This window comes from Streptomyces sp. NPDC059895 (genome assembly GCF_042731035.1).
Classification (GTDB): Bacteria; Actinomycetota; Actinomycetes; order Streptomycetales; family Streptomycetaceae; genus Streptomyces.
In genome coordinates, this window is record NZ_JBHWKO010000020.1 from 69159 (window position 1) to 86555 (window position 17397).

13 protein-coding genes are annotated in these 17397 nt (G+C 72.1%); 5 read left to right on the forward strand and 8 right to left on the reverse strand.

Features of this window, described 5'->3' with window-relative positions; translation table 11 throughout:
- Positions 1-133 precede the first annotated feature (133 nt).
- Positions 134-268, reverse strand: coding sequence for a hypothetical protein (locus tag ACFV9M_RS23030; RefSeq protein WP_385068535.1), 135 nt, complete (start codon positions 266-268; stop codon positions 134-136).
- Between the two features lie 344 nt (positions 269-612).
- Here ACFV9M_RS23030 and ACFV9M_RS23035 point away from each other — a divergent pair, with 344 nt between their 5' ends.
- Positions 613-819 (forward strand): DUF5988 family protein, encoded by a 207-nt coding sequence (locus ACFV9M_RS23035; protein WP_385068536.1) that lies wholly within the window; start codon positions 613-615, stop codon positions 817-819.
- Between the two features lie 103 nt (positions 820-922).
- Here ACFV9M_RS23035 and pruA read toward each other — a convergent pair whose 3' ends face one another.
- The gene (gene pruA / locus ACFV9M_RS23040; protein WP_385068538.1) at positions 923-2554 is read right to left on the reverse strand and encodes an L-glutamate gamma-semialdehyde dehydrogenase; all 1632 of its coding nucleotides are present in this window, start codon (positions 2552-2554) and stop codon (positions 923-925) included.
- Between the two features lie 39 nt (positions 2555-2593).
- Positions 2594-3520, reverse strand: coding sequence for a proline dehydrogenase family protein (locus ACFV9M_RS23045; RefSeq protein ID WP_385068539.1), 927 nt, complete (start codon positions 3518-3520; stop codon positions 2594-2596).
- A 174-nt stretch (positions 3521-3694) separates the two neighbouring features.
- On the opposite strand from ACFV9M_RS23045, the gene ACFV9M_RS23050 reads away from it, so the two are divergent.
- The 3 genes from ACFV9M_RS23050 to ACFV9M_RS23060 all read left to right on the forward strand — a co-directional run bounded on the left by ACFV9M_RS23050 (position 3695) and on the right by ACFV9M_RS23060 (position 9344).
- Complete coding sequence (locus ACFV9M_RS23050) at positions 3695-4912, forward strand: PucR family transcriptional regulator (RefSeq protein ID WP_385068570.1); 1218 nt, start codon at positions 3695-3697, stop codon at positions 4910-4912.
- A gap of 102 nt (positions 4913-5014) precedes the next feature.
- Positions 5015-6199, forward strand: coding sequence for an FHA domain-containing protein (locus ACFV9M_RS23055; RefSeq protein WP_385068541.1), 1185 nt, complete (start codon positions 5015-5017; stop codon positions 6197-6199).
- 85 nt (positions 6200-6284) lie between these two features.
- The gene (locus ACFV9M_RS23060; RefSeq protein ID WP_385068543.1) at positions 6285-9344 is read left to right on the forward strand and encodes a protein kinase; all 3060 of its coding nucleotides are present in this window, start codon (positions 6285-6287) and stop codon (positions 9342-9344) included.
- A 195-nt stretch (positions 9345-9539) separates the two neighbouring features.
- Here the strand turns inward: ACFV9M_RS23060 and ACFV9M_RS23065 are convergent, their stop codons facing one another.
- Positions 9540-10124 carry a TetR/AcrR family transcriptional regulator gene (locus tag ACFV9M_RS23065; RefSeq protein WP_385068545.1) on the reverse strand — a complete coding sequence of 195 codons (585 nt, stop codon included), beginning with the start codon at positions 10122-10124 and terminating at the stop codon, positions 9540-9542.
- Between the two features lie 98 nt (positions 10125-10222).
- On the opposite strand from ACFV9M_RS23065, the gene ACFV9M_RS23070 reads away from it, so the two are divergent.
- Positions 10223-11758, forward strand: a complete 1536-nt coding sequence (locus ACFV9M_RS23070; protein WP_385068547.1) for an MFS transporter — start codon at positions 10223-10225, stop codon at positions 11756-11758.
- Between the two features lie 63 nt (positions 11759-11821).
- Here ACFV9M_RS23070 and serA read toward each other — a convergent pair whose 3' ends face one another.
- The 4 genes from serA to ACFV9M_RS23090 all read right to left on the reverse strand — a co-directional run bounded on the left by serA (position 11822) and on the right by ACFV9M_RS23090 (position 17247).
- Positions 11822-13411 carry a phosphoglycerate dehydrogenase gene (serA, locus tag ACFV9M_RS23075; protein WP_385068548.1) on the reverse strand — a complete coding sequence of 530 codons (1590 nt, stop codon included), beginning with the start codon at positions 13409-13411 and terminating at the stop codon, positions 11822-11824.
- Between the two features lie 300 nt (positions 13412-13711).
- Positions 13712-14710 (reverse strand): ketol-acid reductoisomerase, encoded by a 999-nt coding sequence (gene ilvC / locus ACFV9M_RS23080; protein WP_385068550.1) that lies wholly within the window; start codon positions 14708-14710, stop codon positions 13712-13714.
- A gap of 141 nt (positions 14711-14851) precedes the next feature.
- Complete coding sequence (ilvN, locus tag ACFV9M_RS23085) at positions 14852-15376, reverse strand: acetolactate synthase small subunit (RefSeq protein ID WP_385068552.1); 525 nt, start codon at positions 15374-15376, stop codon at positions 14852-14854.
- A 20-nt stretch (positions 15377-15396) separates the two neighbouring features.
- Positions 15397-17247, reverse strand: a complete 1851-nt coding sequence (locus tag ACFV9M_RS23090; protein ID WP_385068553.1) for an acetolactate synthase large subunit — start codon at positions 17245-17247, stop codon at positions 15397-15399.
- Positions 17248-17397: the final 150 nt, after the last annotated feature.

Consider the following 17397-nt stretch of genomic DNA (forward strand, 5'->3'; position numbering starts at 1 on the left):
ACGGACAGTCCGGGGTGTGTCGGCACCGTGCCGGAACCGCGGTTCCGGAGTGCGGCGCGGAGCCCGCAGTCCCGTTCGGCGCCCGCGCCGCACCCCGGTCGGGTGCGGCTCCCGGTCCGGGGCGGCCTGCGGCCTACAGGTGGCCGGTCTCGCCGCCGTTGTCGCGGCGGTCGAGGGCGCGCTGGAGCGCGGCGGCGGCGTTCTTGCGGTCGGACTCGCTCGCACGGGGGGCACGGCGGACTCGGCGGCGGACGGTCGTCTCGGCCATGGGTGATCGACTCCTTCGACACAGCAGGGAGTACGGAAGGGGGTACGAGACGCCGGATGGGCGGGGAGCGTGGCCGCAGGGGTGGCCTGCCGGGGCCGGGCTCACGACCGCCATTCGCTGGATCGAGCGAGACGTTCGGCTCCTACAAAGTTAAGCGAGGAGCACGCGGCTGTCTCCACAATTACTCGGACTTCCTACTATCTGAGACAGTGCCGTGCGTCACACGGTTCCCACCTGCGGTTTCCCCGATCCGGTGCGCCACTCGCCGCGGTACCGGTCGTCCACACGACTGATCTCGCGCACGGCGTGCGACATCGCGTTCCGGCCGGGGAACGGTCTTGGTCATGAGCGACGAGCCCCAGGCACTTCTCGAGGGCGGGCCGGCCGATCTGCCCGACCGGATCGTCCCGATCACGACTCCCGGAGAGGACGTGAAGATCGAGCTCCGGAACGGCTACGAACACTTCCGTCCCACCGACCGCCAGGCCGACACGCCCCGGGGCAGGCTGCCGGTGTACGAGTGGTGGGAGCGGACGGAGATGCCCGGCTAGAGATGCCCGGCTGGGGCCGGGGCGGGGCCCCACACCCGTTTCCGGCACGCGCGAGGGGCCGGGCTGTCCGCCCGGCCCCTCGCCTGTCGTGTCCGCCCGCTCGTCAGCCCATGTGCGGGTAGACGTAGTCGGTCGGCGGGACCAGCGTCTCCTTGATGGCGCGGGTCAGGGTCCAGCGCGTCAGGTTCTGCGGGGCGCCGGCCTTGTCGTTGGTGCCGGAGGCACGGCCGCCGCCGAAGGGCTGCTGGCCGACGACGGCGCCGGTCGACTTGTCGTTGATGTAGAAGTTGCCGGCCGCGTACCGGAGCTTGTCCATGGTGTACGCCGCCGCCGCGCGGTCGTTCGCGATGACCGAGCCGGTGAGGGCGTAGTCGGACACCGACTCCATCTGGGCCAGCATCTCGTCGTACTTGTCGTCCTCGTAGACGTGGACGGCGAGGACCGGGCCGAAGTACTCGGTGGTGAAGACCTCGTTCTCCGGGTCGGCGCACTCGATGACGGTCGGGCGGACGAACCAGCCGACCGAGTCGTCGTAGGAGCCGCCCGCGACGACCGTGCAGGACGGGTCCTCCTGGGCGCGGTCGATCGCGGCCTTGTTCTTGGCGAAGGCGCGCTCGTCGATGACGGCGCCGATGAAGTTCGACAGGTCGGTGACGTCACCCATGGCGATGCCGTCGACCTCGGCGGCGAACTCCTCCTTGAAGCCGGAGTGCCAGATCGACGCCGGGACGTACGCCCGGGAGGTCGCCGAGCACTTCTGGCCCTGGTACTCGAAGGCACCGCGGGTCAGGGCGGTCTTCAGGACGGCGCGGTCGGCGCTCGGGTGGGCGACGACGAAGTCCTTGCCGCCGGTCTCGCCGACCAGGCGCGGGTAGGCGCGGTAGTTCTCGATGTTGGCGCCGACCGTCTTCCACAGGTGCTGGAAGGTCTTGGTCGAGCCGGTGAAGTGGATGCCGGCGAGGTCGCGGTGGGTCAGGGCGACCTCGGAGACCTCGATGCCGTCGCCGGTGACGAGGTTGATGACGCCCTTGGGCAGGCCCGCCTCCTCCAGGATCCGCATGAGCAGCACGGCGGCGTGGGTCTGCGTCGGGGACGGCTTCCACACCACGACGTTGCCCATCAGGGCGGGGGCGGTGGGCAGGTTGCCCGCGATGGCCGTGAAGTTGAACGGCGTGATCGCGTAGACGAAGCCCTCCAGCGGGCGGTGGTCGAGACGGTTCCACACGCCCGGGGAGTTGGCCGGGGGCTGCTCGGCGAGGATCTGGCGGGCGTAGTGCACGTTGAAGCGCCAGAAGTCGACCAGTTCGCAGGGGGTGTCGATCTCGGCCTGCTGGGCGGTCTTGGACTGGCCCAGCATGGTGGAGGCGGCCAGCGTCTCGCGCCAGGGGCCGGCCAGCAGCTCGGCGGCGCGCAGGATGATCGCCGCGCGGTCGTCGAAGGACATGGCGCGCCAGGCCGGGGCGGCGGCGAGGGCCGCGTCGACGGCGTCCTGGGCGTCCTGGCGGGTGGCGTTGGCGTAGGTGCCGAGACGGGCCTTGTGGTTGTGCGGCTGCACGACGTCGAAGCGCTCGCCGCCGCCCATCCGCCGCTCGCCGCCGATGGTGCAGGGCAGGTCGATCGGGTTGTCGGCCAGCTCCTTGAGCCTGGCCTCCAGACGGGCGCGCTCCGCAGAGCCGGGGGCGTAGCCGTGCACCGGCTCGTTGACGGGCGTGGGGACCTGGGTGACAGCGTCCATGGGTTCCGTGACTCCTTGAGTTGAGCGGGTGGTTCGGGCTCAGCCCTTGCTGACCATCGAGCGGACGAAGAAGCGCAGGTTCGCCGGCTTCTCCGCGAGGCGCCGCATGAAGTAGCCGTACCAGTCGGTGCCGTAGGCGGTGTAGACGCGCATGCGGTGGCCCTCGGCGGCGAGCCGCAGGTGCTCCTCGCCGCGGATGCCGTACAGCATCTGGAACTCGTACTCGTCGAGCTTGCGCCCGGCGGAGCGGGCAAGCTCCTGGGCGATGCTGATGAGCCGCGGGTCGTGCGACCCGATCATCGGGTAGCCCTCGCCCTCCATCAGCGTGCGCAGGACCCGGACGTACGCCTTGTCGATCTCGTGCCGGTCCTGGTACGCGACCTCGGCGGGCTCCTTGTACGCGCCCTTGACCAGCCGGACGCGGCTGCCGTTCGCGGCGAGGCGGCGGGCGTCGGCCTCGGTGCGGAAGAGGTAGGCCTGGATGACGCAGCCGGTCTGCGGGAAGTCCTTGCGCAGTTCGTCGTGGATGGCGAACATCGAGTCGAGGGTGGTGTGGTCCTCGGCGTCCAGGGTGACGGTGGTGCCGATGGCGGCGGCGCCCTCGACGACCGGGCGGACGTTGGCCAGCGCGAGCTCGTGGCCGCCGGGGAGCGCCTGGCCGAACATCGACAGCTTGACGGACATCTCGACCCGGGGACCGAGGTCCAGCTCCCTCAGGCGGTCGATCAGCTCCAGGTAGGCGTCCCGGGCGGCGGTGGCCTGCTCGGGGGTGGTGATGTCCTCGCCGACGACGTCCATCGTCAGCTCCAGGCCCTTGGCGGTGAGCCCCTCGATGATCGGCGCGACGTCGTCGACGGTCTCCCCGGGGATGAAGCGGTCGACGACCTGCTTGGTCACCGGGGCGGCCGAGATCAGACGTCGCATCCGGTCGCTGCGCGACGCGGCGAGAATCACGGGACCCAGCACGGGGAACCTCCACTTACCAACCCATATGAGGCCGGTACCCGACGATCCGGGACCGGCACGGAGTACCACCGTGAAACCTAAGGATCCCTCCGATCGTCGGCCATCGACAGCTGTCACGCATCCGTGCCGCAGATCTCAGACAGATGTATGAAGGACGCCTTCGACCAGCGCCGCATGCGGGAGAATGCCCAGGTGGCATCGGACTACAAGGGCGACTACCAGGAACTCGTCGACGAGATCTCGGAGCTCCTCGGCGCCCCCGCGACCCTGGAGAACCGCGACTTCGAGCTGATCGCGTTCGGCGCCTACGACAGCGAGGACGAGCTGGACGCCGCCGCCCTGGACCCGGTGCGCACCCGCTCGATCCTGACCCGGCGCTCCACGGCGGCGGTCCGGGCCTGGTTCGAGGGCTTCGGCATCACCCGCGCGACCGGCCCGGTCCGTATCCCGCCCACCCCGGAGGCCGGCGTGCACCGGGGCCGCGTCTGCCTCCCCGTACGGCACCGGGCCGTCGTCTACGGCTACGTCTGGCTGCTGGACGGCGATCCGGGCCCCTCGGACGCCCAGCTGTCGGCCGCGATGGAGGTGACCGGGCGGATCGGCGCCCTGCTCGCCGACGAGGCCCAGCACGGCGCCGACCTCACCCGGGAACTGCGGGCGGTGCTGACCGCCGAACGGGACTGGCAGCGGGAGATGGCGGTGGCGGAGCTGCGCACCGCGCTCGGCGTCCGCGCCGAGGGCCCCCACACGGTGGTCTGCGTGACCCCCTGGCCGTCGGCCGACCCGGACGACGCGCCCTCGCTGCGCACCCTGCCGGGGGCCGAGGCCCTGTGCACGGTGCCGCGAGGCACCGAGCACAGCGCCTCGCAGTCGCTGGCACTGCTGGTACGGCTGCGGTCGACGGACGCCCTGGGACCGGCGCTCTCGGGCGCGGCCCGCCTGCTGGAGCGGGCCGGGGCGGCACACCGCCCGGCCGCCGGTGTCGCCGCCGGCCTCGCCGCCCCCCGGGCCGGCCTCGCCGAGCTGGGCACGGCCTGGCAGGAGGCGTCCGCGGCGGCGCGGGCCGCGCGGGCGGAACCACGGCTGGGCCCGGTCGCGCAGTGGGCGGAGATCGGCCCGTACCGCCTGCTCACGGCGCTCCCCGCGCACAGCGCCCACGACCCGGCCGTCCGGTCGCTGCTGGATCCGGCGCACCGCGAACTCGCCCGCACCGCCGAGACGTACCTCGACTGCGCGGGCCAGGCCGGCCGCGCCGCCGCCGCACTGGGCGTGCACCGGCAGACCCTCTACTACCGGCTGTCGCGGGTGGAGCAGCTGACGGGCCTGGACCTGGACGACGGGGAGGACCGGCTGCTGCTGCACATGGCGCTCAAGGGCGTCCGGCTGACCTGAGGTCGGCCACGGGCGGATATGTCGGACAGGACGGCACGCGGTGGCCCCGGACGCTAGCCTCTCCTCCCGTACCGGGCGGCCGACGGCTGGGGGACGAGGAGCTTGGGAAGCGACGTGGCGGCGTTCCGCCGCATGGAACGTCATCTGCTGGGGACGGCGCAGGAGGCCAACTACCTGGTCGACCTGTCCAACGTGGTGCGCGACCGGGCGCTCGGCGGCGGGACCCCGCGCTCGCTGCGACGGCTGCGGCTGGTCCTCGGCGCGCTGTGCGAGTCCACCGGCGACCGGGAGGTCACCGTCCACGCCATCGCGGACGACAGCCTGCTGCATCCGCGGTACGACGGGGAGTTCCCCGACCCCGCGGAGGGCGCCCTGCTGCGCGCGTGGCGGGACCGGGGCCTGATCGCCGCCATCGCCAAGGCGGATCCCGACCTGCTCGACCACGCCAAGGAGTTCGGGACCAGGGTCGTCAGCGGTGACTTCTTCACCGGGCACCGGGGAGAGCACCCCTGGATCCAGGGGGACCGCGAGCACTTCCTCAAGCCCGAACGGAGCGAGGGCGGGCCGGTGCGGCTGGTCCTGCGGGACATGCGGGTGTTCGCCGACCGGGAGGTCTCCCGCGAGGGCGAGCGCGACGTGCTCAAGGCCCGGAACCTGCTGGACTTCCGGGGCAGGCCCCGCGCGGACGTACTGGGCCGTTCCTGGGGCTGCCCGCGCCCGGGCTGCAACCCCGGCCCGGCCATCCAGCGGGGCAAGGTGGTCTGCCGGTCCCACCGGACCCTGCTGACGGACCTCGGCCCGCGCCGCCGCCGGATCCAGCTGAAGATCCTCGTCGACGGGGTCTGCCACGCCTGGGAGAACCTGACCGAGGGCCCCGAGGGGCAGGACAGGGAGTTCGTGCTCGGCCGCAACCACCTCGCGAGGATCGAGGAGTGCCATCTGTCCGACGAGCGGCGGGGCAGGATCAGCAGGCAGCACCTGCTGCTCGTCTCCCGCCGGGGCGTGCTGCGGGTCCTCGACACCAGCCTGGTGGGCAGCCGGGTGCGGACGATCCGGCCGGGAGGGGAGCCGACGCCGTGGCGGCCCCTGCCGCGCCGCGACGCGGAGGCCGGGGGCGGGCCCGGGCGGCTCCCGCGCGCCTTCGGGCCCGACGACGAGATCGAGCTGGTCCCCGGGGTGGTGCTGCGCCGCAGTGGCCAGCGCTGGCCGGAGGAGCGGCCCGAGGGTGTGCGGGCCAGGCCGCCGAGGCGCCCCAGGGGCGGTGACGAGCTGACGCGTCCGGGCTGAGCGGGCGCGGGGTTCGGGGCGGGGGCCTGGCGGGGCGCCCGGATGACATGACGGCGGGGAACGGGTGGATCCGGTGGGGGGTCGAGTGGAGCCACTGTGGGAGGACGATCCCGAACGGATCGGCGGGCACCGGCTGTTGGCCCTCCTGGGCCAGGGCGGCTGGGGGAAGGTCTACTTCGCCCGCACCGACGGGGGCCGCTCGATCGCGCTGAAGACGATCCGGCCCGACCGTCTCCAGGCGGACCCGGAGCGGTTCCGCAGGCGCTTCGCCCGGGAGGTCGAGGCCGCCAAGGCGGTCGACCCGAAGCACACCGCCGAGGTCGTCGACTTCGACACGCGGGCCTCCGAGCCCTGGCTCGCCACCCGCTACGTCGCCGGCGTGAACCTGGCGGAGGCGCTCGAGCACTGCGGCGGCCCCCTGCCGCTGCGGACCTGGCGGGTCCTGGCGGCCGGCCTGACCGACGCGCTGCGCAGCATCCACCGTGCCGGCCTCGTCCACCGCGACCTGAAACTCGCCAACGTCCTCCTGGCCGCCGACGGCGCCTCCGTCATCGACTTCGGCATCGCCCGGCACCTGGCCCCCGAGGACGGTGCCTCGCTGACCGCGACCGGGGCCACCCCGCGGACCACGACCTTCGCCTCGCCCGAACAGCTCCGGGAGGAACGGGTGGGGCCGGCCGGCGACGTCTTCGCCCTGGGGCTGGTCCTGGGCTACACCGCCCTGAACCGCCACCCGTTCGGGACCGGCTCCGCGATGCAGATCGGCGCGGGCATCCTGACCGGCCGGCCGTCGCTGGACGGCCTGCCTCCCACGGTCCGGAAGATCGTCCTGCCGTGCCTGGAGCCGGAGCCCCGCAACCGGCCCGAGCCCGCGGAGGTCGCCGCGCTGCTGTCCGCGGACGCGCCGTCGAACGCGAAGGACTGGCTGCCTCCGGGGGTACGGGCGGAGATCGACGAGCGGTCCCGTTTCGCCATCGACACGGAGCATCCGCTGCGTCCACGGCCCCACGGGCACGCGCATGTCCGGCCCGCACCGGCGGACGCCCCGTCCGAGGTCCCGTACGACCCCACCCCGGTGGAACTCCGGTCCGCGCCCGCCCGTCCACTGCGGGAACGCGAGCTGTCGACGGCACCGCCGGCCGGGCCGGGGACCGACACGCCCACCCTGCCCCCGGCGGCCGCGGGGCACGAGGTGCGGCTCGCGGAGAAGAACCCGAACGACGTGCCCGGCACGCTCCGGGCCGCCGCCGAGGCCGGGAACGCCGAGGCCATGCGCCGGCTGGCCGCCCGTCACAAGGCCGCCGGTGACGTGGAGTCGGCCCTGCTGTGGTACCGGCGCGCGGCGGACTCCGGCAACCCCACCGGCGCCCGCGAGGCCGGGCAGCTGCTGGAGAAGCACTTCCCCGAGCTGCGGGCGCAGATCCTGGCGCTGTACCGAGCGGCGGCAGCGGCCGGGGAGGTCTTCGCCCGGACACGGCTGACCGAGTTGCTGGGAGCGGAGCAGGAGAAGGCGGAGCAAAAGAAGAAGGTCCCGGCGCCGCAGCGGAACGGAAAGACCGCGGGACCGAAGCAGACCGGGCAGACCGGGCAGACTGGGCAGACCGGGAAAGCCGCGGCGCCGCAGCAGGACGGCAAGGCGGTCGTGCGGACCGGCGAGACGCCGGCGCGTGGTGCCGCCCCCGGCACCGCCCCCGCCGCCGCTCCCGGCGCCGCCCCCGCCGCCACCCCCGGCACCGCCCCCGCCGCCACCCCCGCCGCCGCTCCCGGCGCCGGCGCCCGGGTCGGTCGGGCTCCGCTGTCCGCGGAGGAACAAGCGCTGCTCCGCGAGCACCGGGCCTCCGCCCTGGAGGGGCGGATCAGCTCTTTGCTGGCTCTCGCGAACTGGTACATGGGACACAAACGCGACCAGGACGCCCTCGTCTGGTTCTGGAGAGCCGCCGAGGCCGGCCACGCGCACAGCATGAAACTGACCGCACAGCTGCTCGCCAGGGACCCCCGACGGAACAGCGAATCGCTCGAGTGGCTCCGCAAGGCGGCGGAGGCGGGCAACCCCGAGGCGCTGCTACGGGTGGGACACCTCCTGTTGCAGGAGGGCCGACGGGCGGACGCGCTGAAGCACTTCCGCACCGCCGCCGGCAAGGGAAACGTGAACTGCATGGTCGAGGCGGCACGCATCCTGGAGCAGACGGGGCAGCCGGACCAGGCGTTGGAGTGGTTGACCCGGGCCGCGGGGCAGGGCAGCGCGGCGGCGGCCAAGGAGGCGGACCGGCTCCGAGCCGCCCTGCGGCGCACCTCACCGCCCCCTCCCGAGGCAGCCCCTCCGCCCAAGGCCACCCCTTCGCCCAAGGCCACCCCCTCGCCACAGCCCGCCCCTTCGCCCAAGGCCACCCCTTCGCCACAGCCCGCCCCTTCGCCACAACCCGCCCCTGCGCCCGAGCCCACCCCCGCCCCCAAGGCCGAACCGCCCCGGAAGAAGACCCCGGCCCGGCCGAAGCCGAAGTCCGGCACCGCCCCCAGGGGCGGTCGGCCGAGTGTGTCCTCGCTGCGCAAGGAGGGCGCCACGCACGAGAGGGAGGGCCGGCTACAGAAGGCCCTGGACAGCTACGTCCAGGCCGCGGACCAGGGAGACGTGGCCTCCAGGCGCGACGTCGCCCGGCTCTGCCTGCGGCTGCACGACCACAGCGGCAACGCCGACGTCCGCAGGCGCCTCAAGAAGAGGGCGCTGCGGCTGTACCGGAAGCTGGCGGAGGAGGGTGACCAGCCGTCGATCCTGGTCCTGGCCGAGCTGGACGGCGAAACGCGGACCCAGGCGGAGTCGCAGTTGCAGGCCGCCGGGGCGGGAAGCATCAAGGCGATGCGCGCCGTGGCCCGCACCCACCTGCGGGCGGGAACGGAGGAGTCCTTCCAGGAAGCCCTGCGCTGGCTGCACACGGCCGCCGGGCGGGGCAGCACCGGGGCCATGCTGGACGGCGCCCGCGCGTACGAGGAGCGCGGGCAGTACCGGGAGGCCCTGGAGTGGTACGGGTGGGCCCTGGAGAGCGGTGACAGGGCGGCCGTGCCGCACATGGAACGCCTGAGGACCGAGCACCCCGGAATCGCCCTGATGCACCGCTGGTCCAGGCGCCTGCGCCGCGCGTGGTCGTGACGCGGGCGTGCCGGCACGGTCCCTCCCGCGGCCGGCCGGCGGGCACCCGGCACCCACGAGCACCGGGGACCGACTATGGAAACCTGCTCGCCGGCCTCCAGGACGACCTCGGCCTCGGCTACCTGTTCATCTGCCACGACCGGGCCGTCGTACGGCACTTCGCGGACCGGGTGCTGGAGATGCGGGAGGGGCGGGTCATTCCCGGGCGGCCGCCCGGAGCATCCGGCGCAGCCCCTCGGTGAGCCGGTCCGCGTCGGGCGCGGTCTCCGGGTCGAAGGTCCACTGGGCGATGAGGCCCGTCATCAGGGTCACGTAGAACAGGCCGACCGTGTCCGCGGTCTCGTCCGACACGTCCTCCTCCCGCCCGCCCATGAGCAGCGGGACGAGTCCGCGTCCGGCCTCGCGCTGGGCGCGCGCGAGGTGGTCGCGCACCTCGGGCAGCTGGTCGCCCATGACGACGATCTCCATGCTGAGCCGCCAGATGGAGCCCGGCTCCCGCATGGTGCCGATGATGTTCGACCACACCGCCCGGAACCGCTCCAGCGAGCCCGGCTCCCCGGCGAGCCCGCCCTCGCCGCCGCCCGCGAAGGTGTCGCCCATCCCCTCGACCAGCGCCACGTAGGCCTGCGCGAGCAGCGCGTCCTTGGAGCCGTAGTGGTAGCCGATCGAGGCGAGGTTGGTCCCCGACTCCTTGACGATGTCGCGCGCCGTCGTCCGCGCGAACCCCTTCCGCACCAGGCAGCGCTTGGCGCCTTCGAGCAGATCCTCACGGTGTCCCATGCGGACCACCCTACCGCCGGATCCATACAACTGTCCTATACGAGCGACTTACACGCTCGTACTAGACAGCCGTATAAGACGACCGTACAGTCCCGGTCATGACGAACCCGACGCACACTTCCGCGGGCACCCGTGCCGGGCGCCGCGAATGGACCGCCTTAGCCGTCCTGATGCTTCCGCTGCTCCTGGTCTCCATGGACGTCTCGGTCCTCTACTTCGCCGTCCCGGCGATCGGCGCGGACCTGGAGCCGAGCGGCACCCAGCAACTGTGGATCTTCGACATCTACGCGTTCGTCCTGGCCGGCCTGCTGATGACGATGGGCTCGCTGGGCGACCGCGTCGGCCGGCGCCGGCTGCTGCTGACCGGCGCGGCCGCCTTCGGCGCCGCCTCGCTCGTCGCGGCGTACGCCGACAGCGCCGAGACCCTCATCGCGGCCCGCGCGGTCCTCGGCGTCGGCGGCGCCACGCTGATGCCGTCGACGATGGCCCTGCTGCGCACGATGTTCACCGACCCCGGGCAGCGGGCGAAGGCGATCGGCCTGTGGTCGGGCGTGATGACGGCCGGGATCGCGCTCGGCTCGGTGATGAGCGGCGTGCTGGTCGAGCACTTCTGGTGGGGCTCGGTCTTCCTGGTCAACCTGCCCGCGATGGCACTGCTGCTGGTGCTCGGCCCGGTCCTGCTGCCCGAGTCGCGCGATCCCGCCCCCGGCCGCTTCGACTGGCCCGGCATCCCCCTGTCGATGGCCGCCGTGCTGCCCGTGGTCTACGGCCTCAAAGAGATCCCGTCCGAGGGCTGGAACGTCCGCTACGTCGTCTCGATCACCGTCGGCCTGCTCTTCGCCGCGCTCTTCGTCCACCGCCAGCGCACGGCCGACGCGCCGATGATCCCCCCGGCCCTGTTCCGCGGCCGCGGCTTCGCCCCCTCCGTCGTCCTCAACCTGCTCTCGGCGTTCGGTGTGATGGGCTCCGCCTACTTCACCACCCAGTACCTGCAGTCGGTGCTCGGCAAGAGCGCGCTGGAGGCGGCCCTGTGGGCGCTGCTGCCGTCGGTGCCGATCGGCGCGGCCGCACCGGTCGCGACGGGGCTGGTGCAGCGGGGCGTGCCCCGGGCGCACGTCGTCACCGCCGGATTCGCGGTCTCCGCGGGCGGCTTCGCGCTGCTCGCCCTCGCCGGTACCGACGCGATGGGGCTGGTGCTGGTCTCGTGCGCCGTGCTCGCCGTCGGGGGCGTCACCGTGATGTCCCAGATCATGGACCTCGCGATGAGCACGGCCCCGGTCGAGCGGGCGGGCACCGCGTCCTCGCTGATGGAGACCGCCACCGAGTTCGGCGGCGCCCTCGGCATGGCGGTCCTCGGCTCCGTCGGGACGGCGGTCTACCGCCACGGCATGCCGGCGTCGGCGCCGCACGCGGCCCGCGAGACGCTGGGCGGGGCCCTGGCGGTCGCCGACCGGGTCCCGGGTCTGGCGGCCGTGGCCCGGGAGGCGTTCACCGACGGGATGCGGGGCGCGGCAATCACCGGCGCGGTGGTCCTGGCGGGGGCGGCGGTGCTGGCGGCGGTCACGCTGCGGCAGGCCGGCACGCACAGCGAGACGCCGGACGGGCTGAAGTGCTCCAGCCCGTCCGGCGTCTGAGGAGCAGGCCCCGTTCAGGGGCGGGGGTCCTGGGAGCGGCAGCTCCCGGGACGGCGGCCGGCGTCAGGCCAGGTTCACCGCGCGGGCCGACGTCGCGCCGATCTCCGCGGCGACCTCGCCGAGCACCGTGGCGGACACGGTGTCGTCCACCGTGAGCACGGCCAGCGCCTCGCCGCCCGCCGCCGCCCGGGCGACCTGCATACCGGCGATGTTGATCCCGGCCTCGCCGAAGATGCGGCCCACGGTGCCGACGACACCCGGACGGTCCTCGTAGCGCAGCACCACCATGTGGTCGGCGAGCGCGAGGTCCACGTCGTAGTCGCCGACCGCGACGATCTTCTGCAGGTGCTTGGGGCCGGCCAGCGTGCCGGAGACCGACACCTCCTCGCCGCTGCCCAGCGTGCCGCGCACGGTGACGACGTTGCGGTGGTCGGCCGACTCCGAGCTGGTCGTCAGCCGCACCTCGACGCCGCGCTCCTGGGCGAACAGGGGGGCGTTGACGTACGACACCGTCTCGTCGACGACGTCCTCGAAGACGCCCTTGAGGGCGGACAGCTCCAGCACCTTCACGTCGTGCTGGGTGATCTCGCCGTAGACCTCCACGTCGAGGCGGACCGCGACCTCGCCCGCGAGCGCGGTGAAGATGCGGCCGAGGCGCTCGGCGAGCGGCAGGCCCGGCTTGACGTCCTCGGCGATGACACCGCCCTGGACGTTCACCGCGTCCGGCACCAGCTCGCCGGCGAGGGCCAGGCGCACCGACTTCGCGACCGCGATGCCCGCCTTCTCCTGCGCCTCGTCGGTGGAGGCACCGAGGTGCGGGGTGGCGACGACCTGGTCGAACTCGAACAGCGGGGAGTCCGTACAGGGCTCCTTGGCGTACACGTCGAGGCCGGCGCCGGCGACCCGGCCCTCCTTCAGCGCCGAGTACAGCGCCTCCTCGTCGACGATGCCGCCGCGGGCGGCGTTGACGATGCGCACGCCCGGCTTGACCTTGCGCAGCGCCTCGTCGCCGATGAGGCCGACCGTCTCGGGGGTCTTGGGCAGGTGGACGGTGATGAAGTCGGAGACCTCCAGCAGCTCGTCCAGCGACAGCACCTTCACGCCCATCTGGGCGGCGCGCGCGGGCTGCACGTAGGGGTCGTAGGCGACGACCTTCATGCCGAAGCCCGACATGCGCTGGGCGACGAGCGCGCCGATGCGGCCGAGCCCGACGACACCGAGGGTCTTCTCGGCCAGCTCCACACCCGTGTACTTGCTGCGCTTCCACTCGCCGTTCTTCAGCGCGGCGTTGGCCTGCGGGATGTGGCGGGCGGTGGCGAGGATCAGACCGCAGGCCAGCTCGGCGGCGGTCACGATGTTGGAGGTGGGGGCGTTGACGACCATCACGCCGGCCTTGGTGGCGGCGGAGACGTCGACGTTGTCCAGGCCGACGCCGGCTCGTGCGACGACCTTCAGTTTGCCCGCGGCGGCGATGGCCTCGGCGTCGACCTTGGTGGCCGAGCGGATCAGGATGGCGTCGACATCGGCGATGGCGGGGAGCAGTTCGGCTCGGTCCGCTCCGTTGCAGTGCCGGATCTCGAAGTCCGGGCCGAGCGCGTCCACGGTCGCGGGCGACAACTCTTCAGCGATGAGTACGACGGGGTTCGAGCTCACGTGAGTCCTCACAGTTCGGGGGCACCTCCCATGCCCTCAATGGCTATGGGGGCGCGTGCGGACGGCCGTCCCGACGGCCGCAGGCGGAGGAGGGGCTAGCCGCGTGGAAGACGCACGACGCTGTGGGCCTGACGCGTATGTAGTGCAGCAGTCTAGTGCCGTGGCAAAGGGCGTCATGCGCCTCTGCGGAAGGATCACCCGTCCGTGGCTGGACGGGATGGACAACACCGTTTCACACGACGTTACCCGTGGTTCGCCGAAGGGGCCGGAGCAGCATGCTCCGGCCCCTCGGCCCGAGGCTTACGCCTCCTCGTCGACCCAGCTCATCAGCTTGCGCAGCTGCTTGCCGGTGGTCTCCAGCAGGTGCTCGGAGTCCTGCTGCTTGTACTCGTTGTACTTCTTCAGACCGCCGTGGTACTCCGCCATCCACTCACGGGCGAAGGTGCCGTCCTGGATCTCGGCGAGGACCTTCTTCATCTCGGCCTTGGTGGCGTCGGTGATGATCCGCGGGCCGGTGACGTAGTCGCCCCACTCGGCGGTCTCGGAGATCGACCAGCGCATCTTCTCCAGGCCGCCCTCGTACATGAGGTCCACGATCAGCTTCAGCTCGTGGAGGCACTCGAAGTAGGCGATCTCCGGCTGGTAGCCGGCCTCGGTCAGGGTCTCGAAGCCCGCCTTGACCAGCGCGGCCGTACCACCGCAGAGGACGGCCTGCTCGCCGAAGAGGTCGGTCTCGGTCTCCTCGGTGAAGGTCGTCTTGATGACGCCGGCGCGGGTGCCGCCGATGCCCTTGGCGTACGACAGGGCCAGCGCGAACGCGTTGCCGGAGGCGTCCTGCTCGACGGCGGCGATGCAGGGAACGCCGCGGCCCTCCTCGTACTGGCGGCGGACCAGGTGGCCCGGGCCCTTCGGGGCGACCATGCAGACGTCGACGCCGGCCGGGGGCTTGATGAAGTCGAAGCGGATGTTCAGGCCGTGCCCGAAGAACAGCGCGTCGCCGTCCTTGAGGTTGTCCTTGATGGACTCCTCGTAGACCTGCGCCTGGATCGGGTCCGGCACCAGGATCATGATGACGTCGGCCTCGGCGGCGGCCTCCGACGGAGTCACCACGCGCAGGCCCTGCTCCTCGGCCTTGGCCTTGGACTTGGAGCCCTCGTGCAGACCGACCCGCACGTCCACACCCGAGTCACGGAGCGACAGGGCGTGGGCGTGGCCCTGGCTGCCGTAGCCGATGACCGCGACCTTGCGGCCCTGGATGATGGACAGGTCGGCGTCAGCGTCGTAGAACAGCTCGGCCACTTTGGGTTCTCTCCTTGTGTGCAGGTGTTGCGTCCCACCGTATGACGGCGGGCTGAGGGGAAGTCTGGGGGTCTCGGTATGCGGGCGGTCGACGGCGCGCCGACCGCCCGTTCCCGGTACCGGACGAGTCCGGTACGCGTGCTAGGCCGACCGGTCGAGTGCGCGCAGCGAGCGGTCCGTGATCGAACGGGCGCCGCGGCCGATCGCGATCGTGCCGGACTGGACCAGCTCCTTGATGCCGTACGGTTCCAGCATCTTGAGCATGGCGGACAGCTTCTCGCTGCTCCCGGTGGCCTCGATGGTCACGGCCTCCGGGGAGACGTCCACGGTCTTGGCGCGGAACAGCTGGACGATCTCGACGATCTGGGAGCGCGTCTCGTTGTCGGCGCGCACCTTCACCAGGACGAGTTCGCGCTGAACCGCCTGGGCCGGCTCCAGTTCGACGATCTTCAGGACGTTGACGAGCTTGTTGAGCTGCTTGGTCACCTGCTCCAGCGGCAGGTCCTCCACGCCCACGACGATGGTGATGCGGGAGATGTCGGGGTGCTCGGTGACACCGACCGCGAGCGAGTCGATGTTGAAGCCCCGCCGGGAGAAGAGGGCGGCGATCCGGGCCAGGATGCCCGGCTTGTTCTCCACCAGGACGGAGAGCGTGTGCTTGGACATGTCTCTTGGGTCTTCCTCGCTCAGTCGTCTTCGTTGTCGCCGAAGTCGGGGCGGACGTCCCGGGCGGCCATGATCTCGTCGTTGGAGGTGCCGGCGGCGACCATCGGCCAGACCATGGCGTCCTCGTGGACGATGAAGTCGACGACGACCGGACGGTCGTTGATCGAGTTCGCCTCCTCGATGACCTTGTCGAGGTCGGCGGGGTCCTCGCAGCGGATGGCGTAGCAGCCCATGGCCTCCGACAGCTTCACGAAGTCGGGGATGCGGGTGCCCCTCGCCTCCGGGTTCACGTCGTTCGGGCCGGAGTGCAGCACCGTGTTGGAGTAGCGCTGGTTGTAGAAGAGGCTCTGCCACTGGCGGACCATCCCGAGGGCGCCGTTGTTGATGACGGCGACCTTGATCGGGATGTTGTTCAGGGCGCAGGTGGTGAGCTCCTGGTTGGTCATCTGGAAGCAGCCGTCGCCGTCGATCGCCCAGACCGTCTTCGACGGGGCTCCCGCCTTGGCGCCCATCGCGGCCGGGACCGCGTAGCCCATGGTGCCCGCGCCGCCGGAGTTCAGCCAGGTGGAGGGCTTCTCGTACTGGATGAACTGGGCGGCCCACATCTGGTGCTGGCCGACGCCCGCCGCGAAGACCGTGCCCTCGGGGGCCATCTGGCCGATGCGCTGGATGACCTGCTGCGGGGAGAGCGAGCCGTCCTCGGGCTGGTCGTAGCCCAGCGGGTACGTCTCGCGCCAGCGGTCGAGGTCCTTCCACCAGGCGGAGTAGTCGCCGCGTCCGCCCTCGCCGTGCTCCTTCTGGACGGCCTGGATCAGGTCGGCGATGACCTCGCGGGCGTCCCCGACGATCGGCACGTCGGCGGCGCGGTTCTTGCCGATCTCCGCCGGGTCGATGTCCGCGTGGACGATCTTGGCGTACGGCGCGAAGCTGTCGAGCTTGCCGGTGACGCGGTCGTCGAAGCGGGCGCCGAGGGCGACGATCAGGTCGGCCTTCTGCAGTCCGGTGACGGCGGCCACCGAGCCGTGCATACCGGGCATTCCCAGGTGCTGCGGGTGGCTGTCGGGGAACGCGCCCAGCGCCATCAGGGTGGTGGTGACGGGCGCGCCGGTCAGTTCGGCGAGGACCTTCAGCTCGGCGGTGGCGCCGGCCTTGAGGACGCCGCCACCGACGTAGAGGATCGGCCGCTTGGCGGCGGTGATCAGCTTGGCGGCCTCGCGGATCTGCTTGGCGTGCGGCTTGGTCACCGGGCGGTAGCCGGGCAGGTCCATGGTGGGCGGCCAGGAGAAGGTGGTCTTCGCCTGGAGGGCGTCCTTGGCGATGTCGACCAGGACCGGGCCGGGACGGCCGGTGGAGGCGATGTGGAACGCCTGCGCGATCACCCGGGGGATGTCCTCGGCCTTGGTGACCAGGAAGTTGTGCTTGGTGATCGGCATGCTGATGCCGACGATGTCCGCCTCCTGGAAGGCGTCCGTGCCGATCGCGAAGGAGGCGACCTGGCCGGTGATCGCGACCAGCGGCACGGAGTCCATGTGGGCGTCGGCGATCGGCGTGACCAGGTTGGTGGCGCCGGGGCCGGACGTGGCCATGCAGACGCCGACCTTGCCGGTGGCCTGGGCGTAGCCGGTGGCCGCGTGGCCGGCGCCCTGTTCGTGGCGGACCAGGACGTGGCGCACCCGCGTCGAGTCCATCATCGGGTCGTAGGCGGGAAGGATCGCACCGCCGGGAATGCCGAATACCGTGTCGGCGCCGACCTCCTCGAGAGAGCGGATGAGGGACTGCGCACCCGTGACGTGCTCGACGGGCGCGGAGTGCTGTCCTCCGGATCGGGGCCGCGGCTGCGGGTGATGGGCCCCGGTGGCCTGCTCGGTCATCGGCATTCTCTTCTCGATGCTGAGGGTTTTTGCGAGTTTTGTGCGGTGTTCGACTGCTGTACGGCAGGTGCCCGTGCAACAAAAAACCCCTCGTGCCGGAAGGCAAGCGAGGGGAGCGCGCCGGTGAGGTCGCTGGGGTTGCCGGATCGT

Bases quoted from the DNA above. Each gene is read 5' to 3' on its own strand.
- ACFV9M_RS23065 (WP_385068545.1), bottom strand. From the start codon at position 10,124: ATGGGACACCGTGAGGATCTGCTCGAAGGCGCCAAGCGCTGCCTGGTG.
- ACFV9M_RS23070 (WP_385068547.1), top strand. From the start codon at position 10,223: ATGACGAACCCGACGCACACTTCCGCGGGCACCCGTGCCGGGCGCCGC.
- ACFV9M_RS23030 (WP_385068535.1), bottom strand. From the start codon at position 268: ATGGCCGAGACGACCGTCCGCCGCCGAGTCCGCCGTGCCCCCCGTGCG.
- ilvN (WP_385068552.1), bottom strand. From the start codon at position 15,376: ATGTCCAAGCACACGCTCTCCGTCCTGGTGGAGAACAAGCCGGGCATC.
- ACFV9M_RS23050 (WP_385068570.1), top strand. From the start codon at position 3,695: ATGCGGGAGAATGCCCAGGTGGCATCGGACTACAAGGGCGACTACCAG.
- ACFV9M_RS23090 (WP_385068553.1), bottom strand. From the start codon at position 17,247: ATGACCGAGCAGGCCACCGGGGCCCATCACCCGCAGCCGCGGCCCCGA.
- ACFV9M_RS23035 (WP_385068536.1), top strand. From the start codon at position 613: ATGAGCGACGAGCCCCAGGCACTTCTCGAGGGCGGGCCGGCCGATCTG.
- pruA (WP_385068538.1), bottom strand. From the start codon at position 2,554: ATGGACGCTGTCACCCAGGTCCCCACGCCCGTCAACGAGCCGGTGCAC.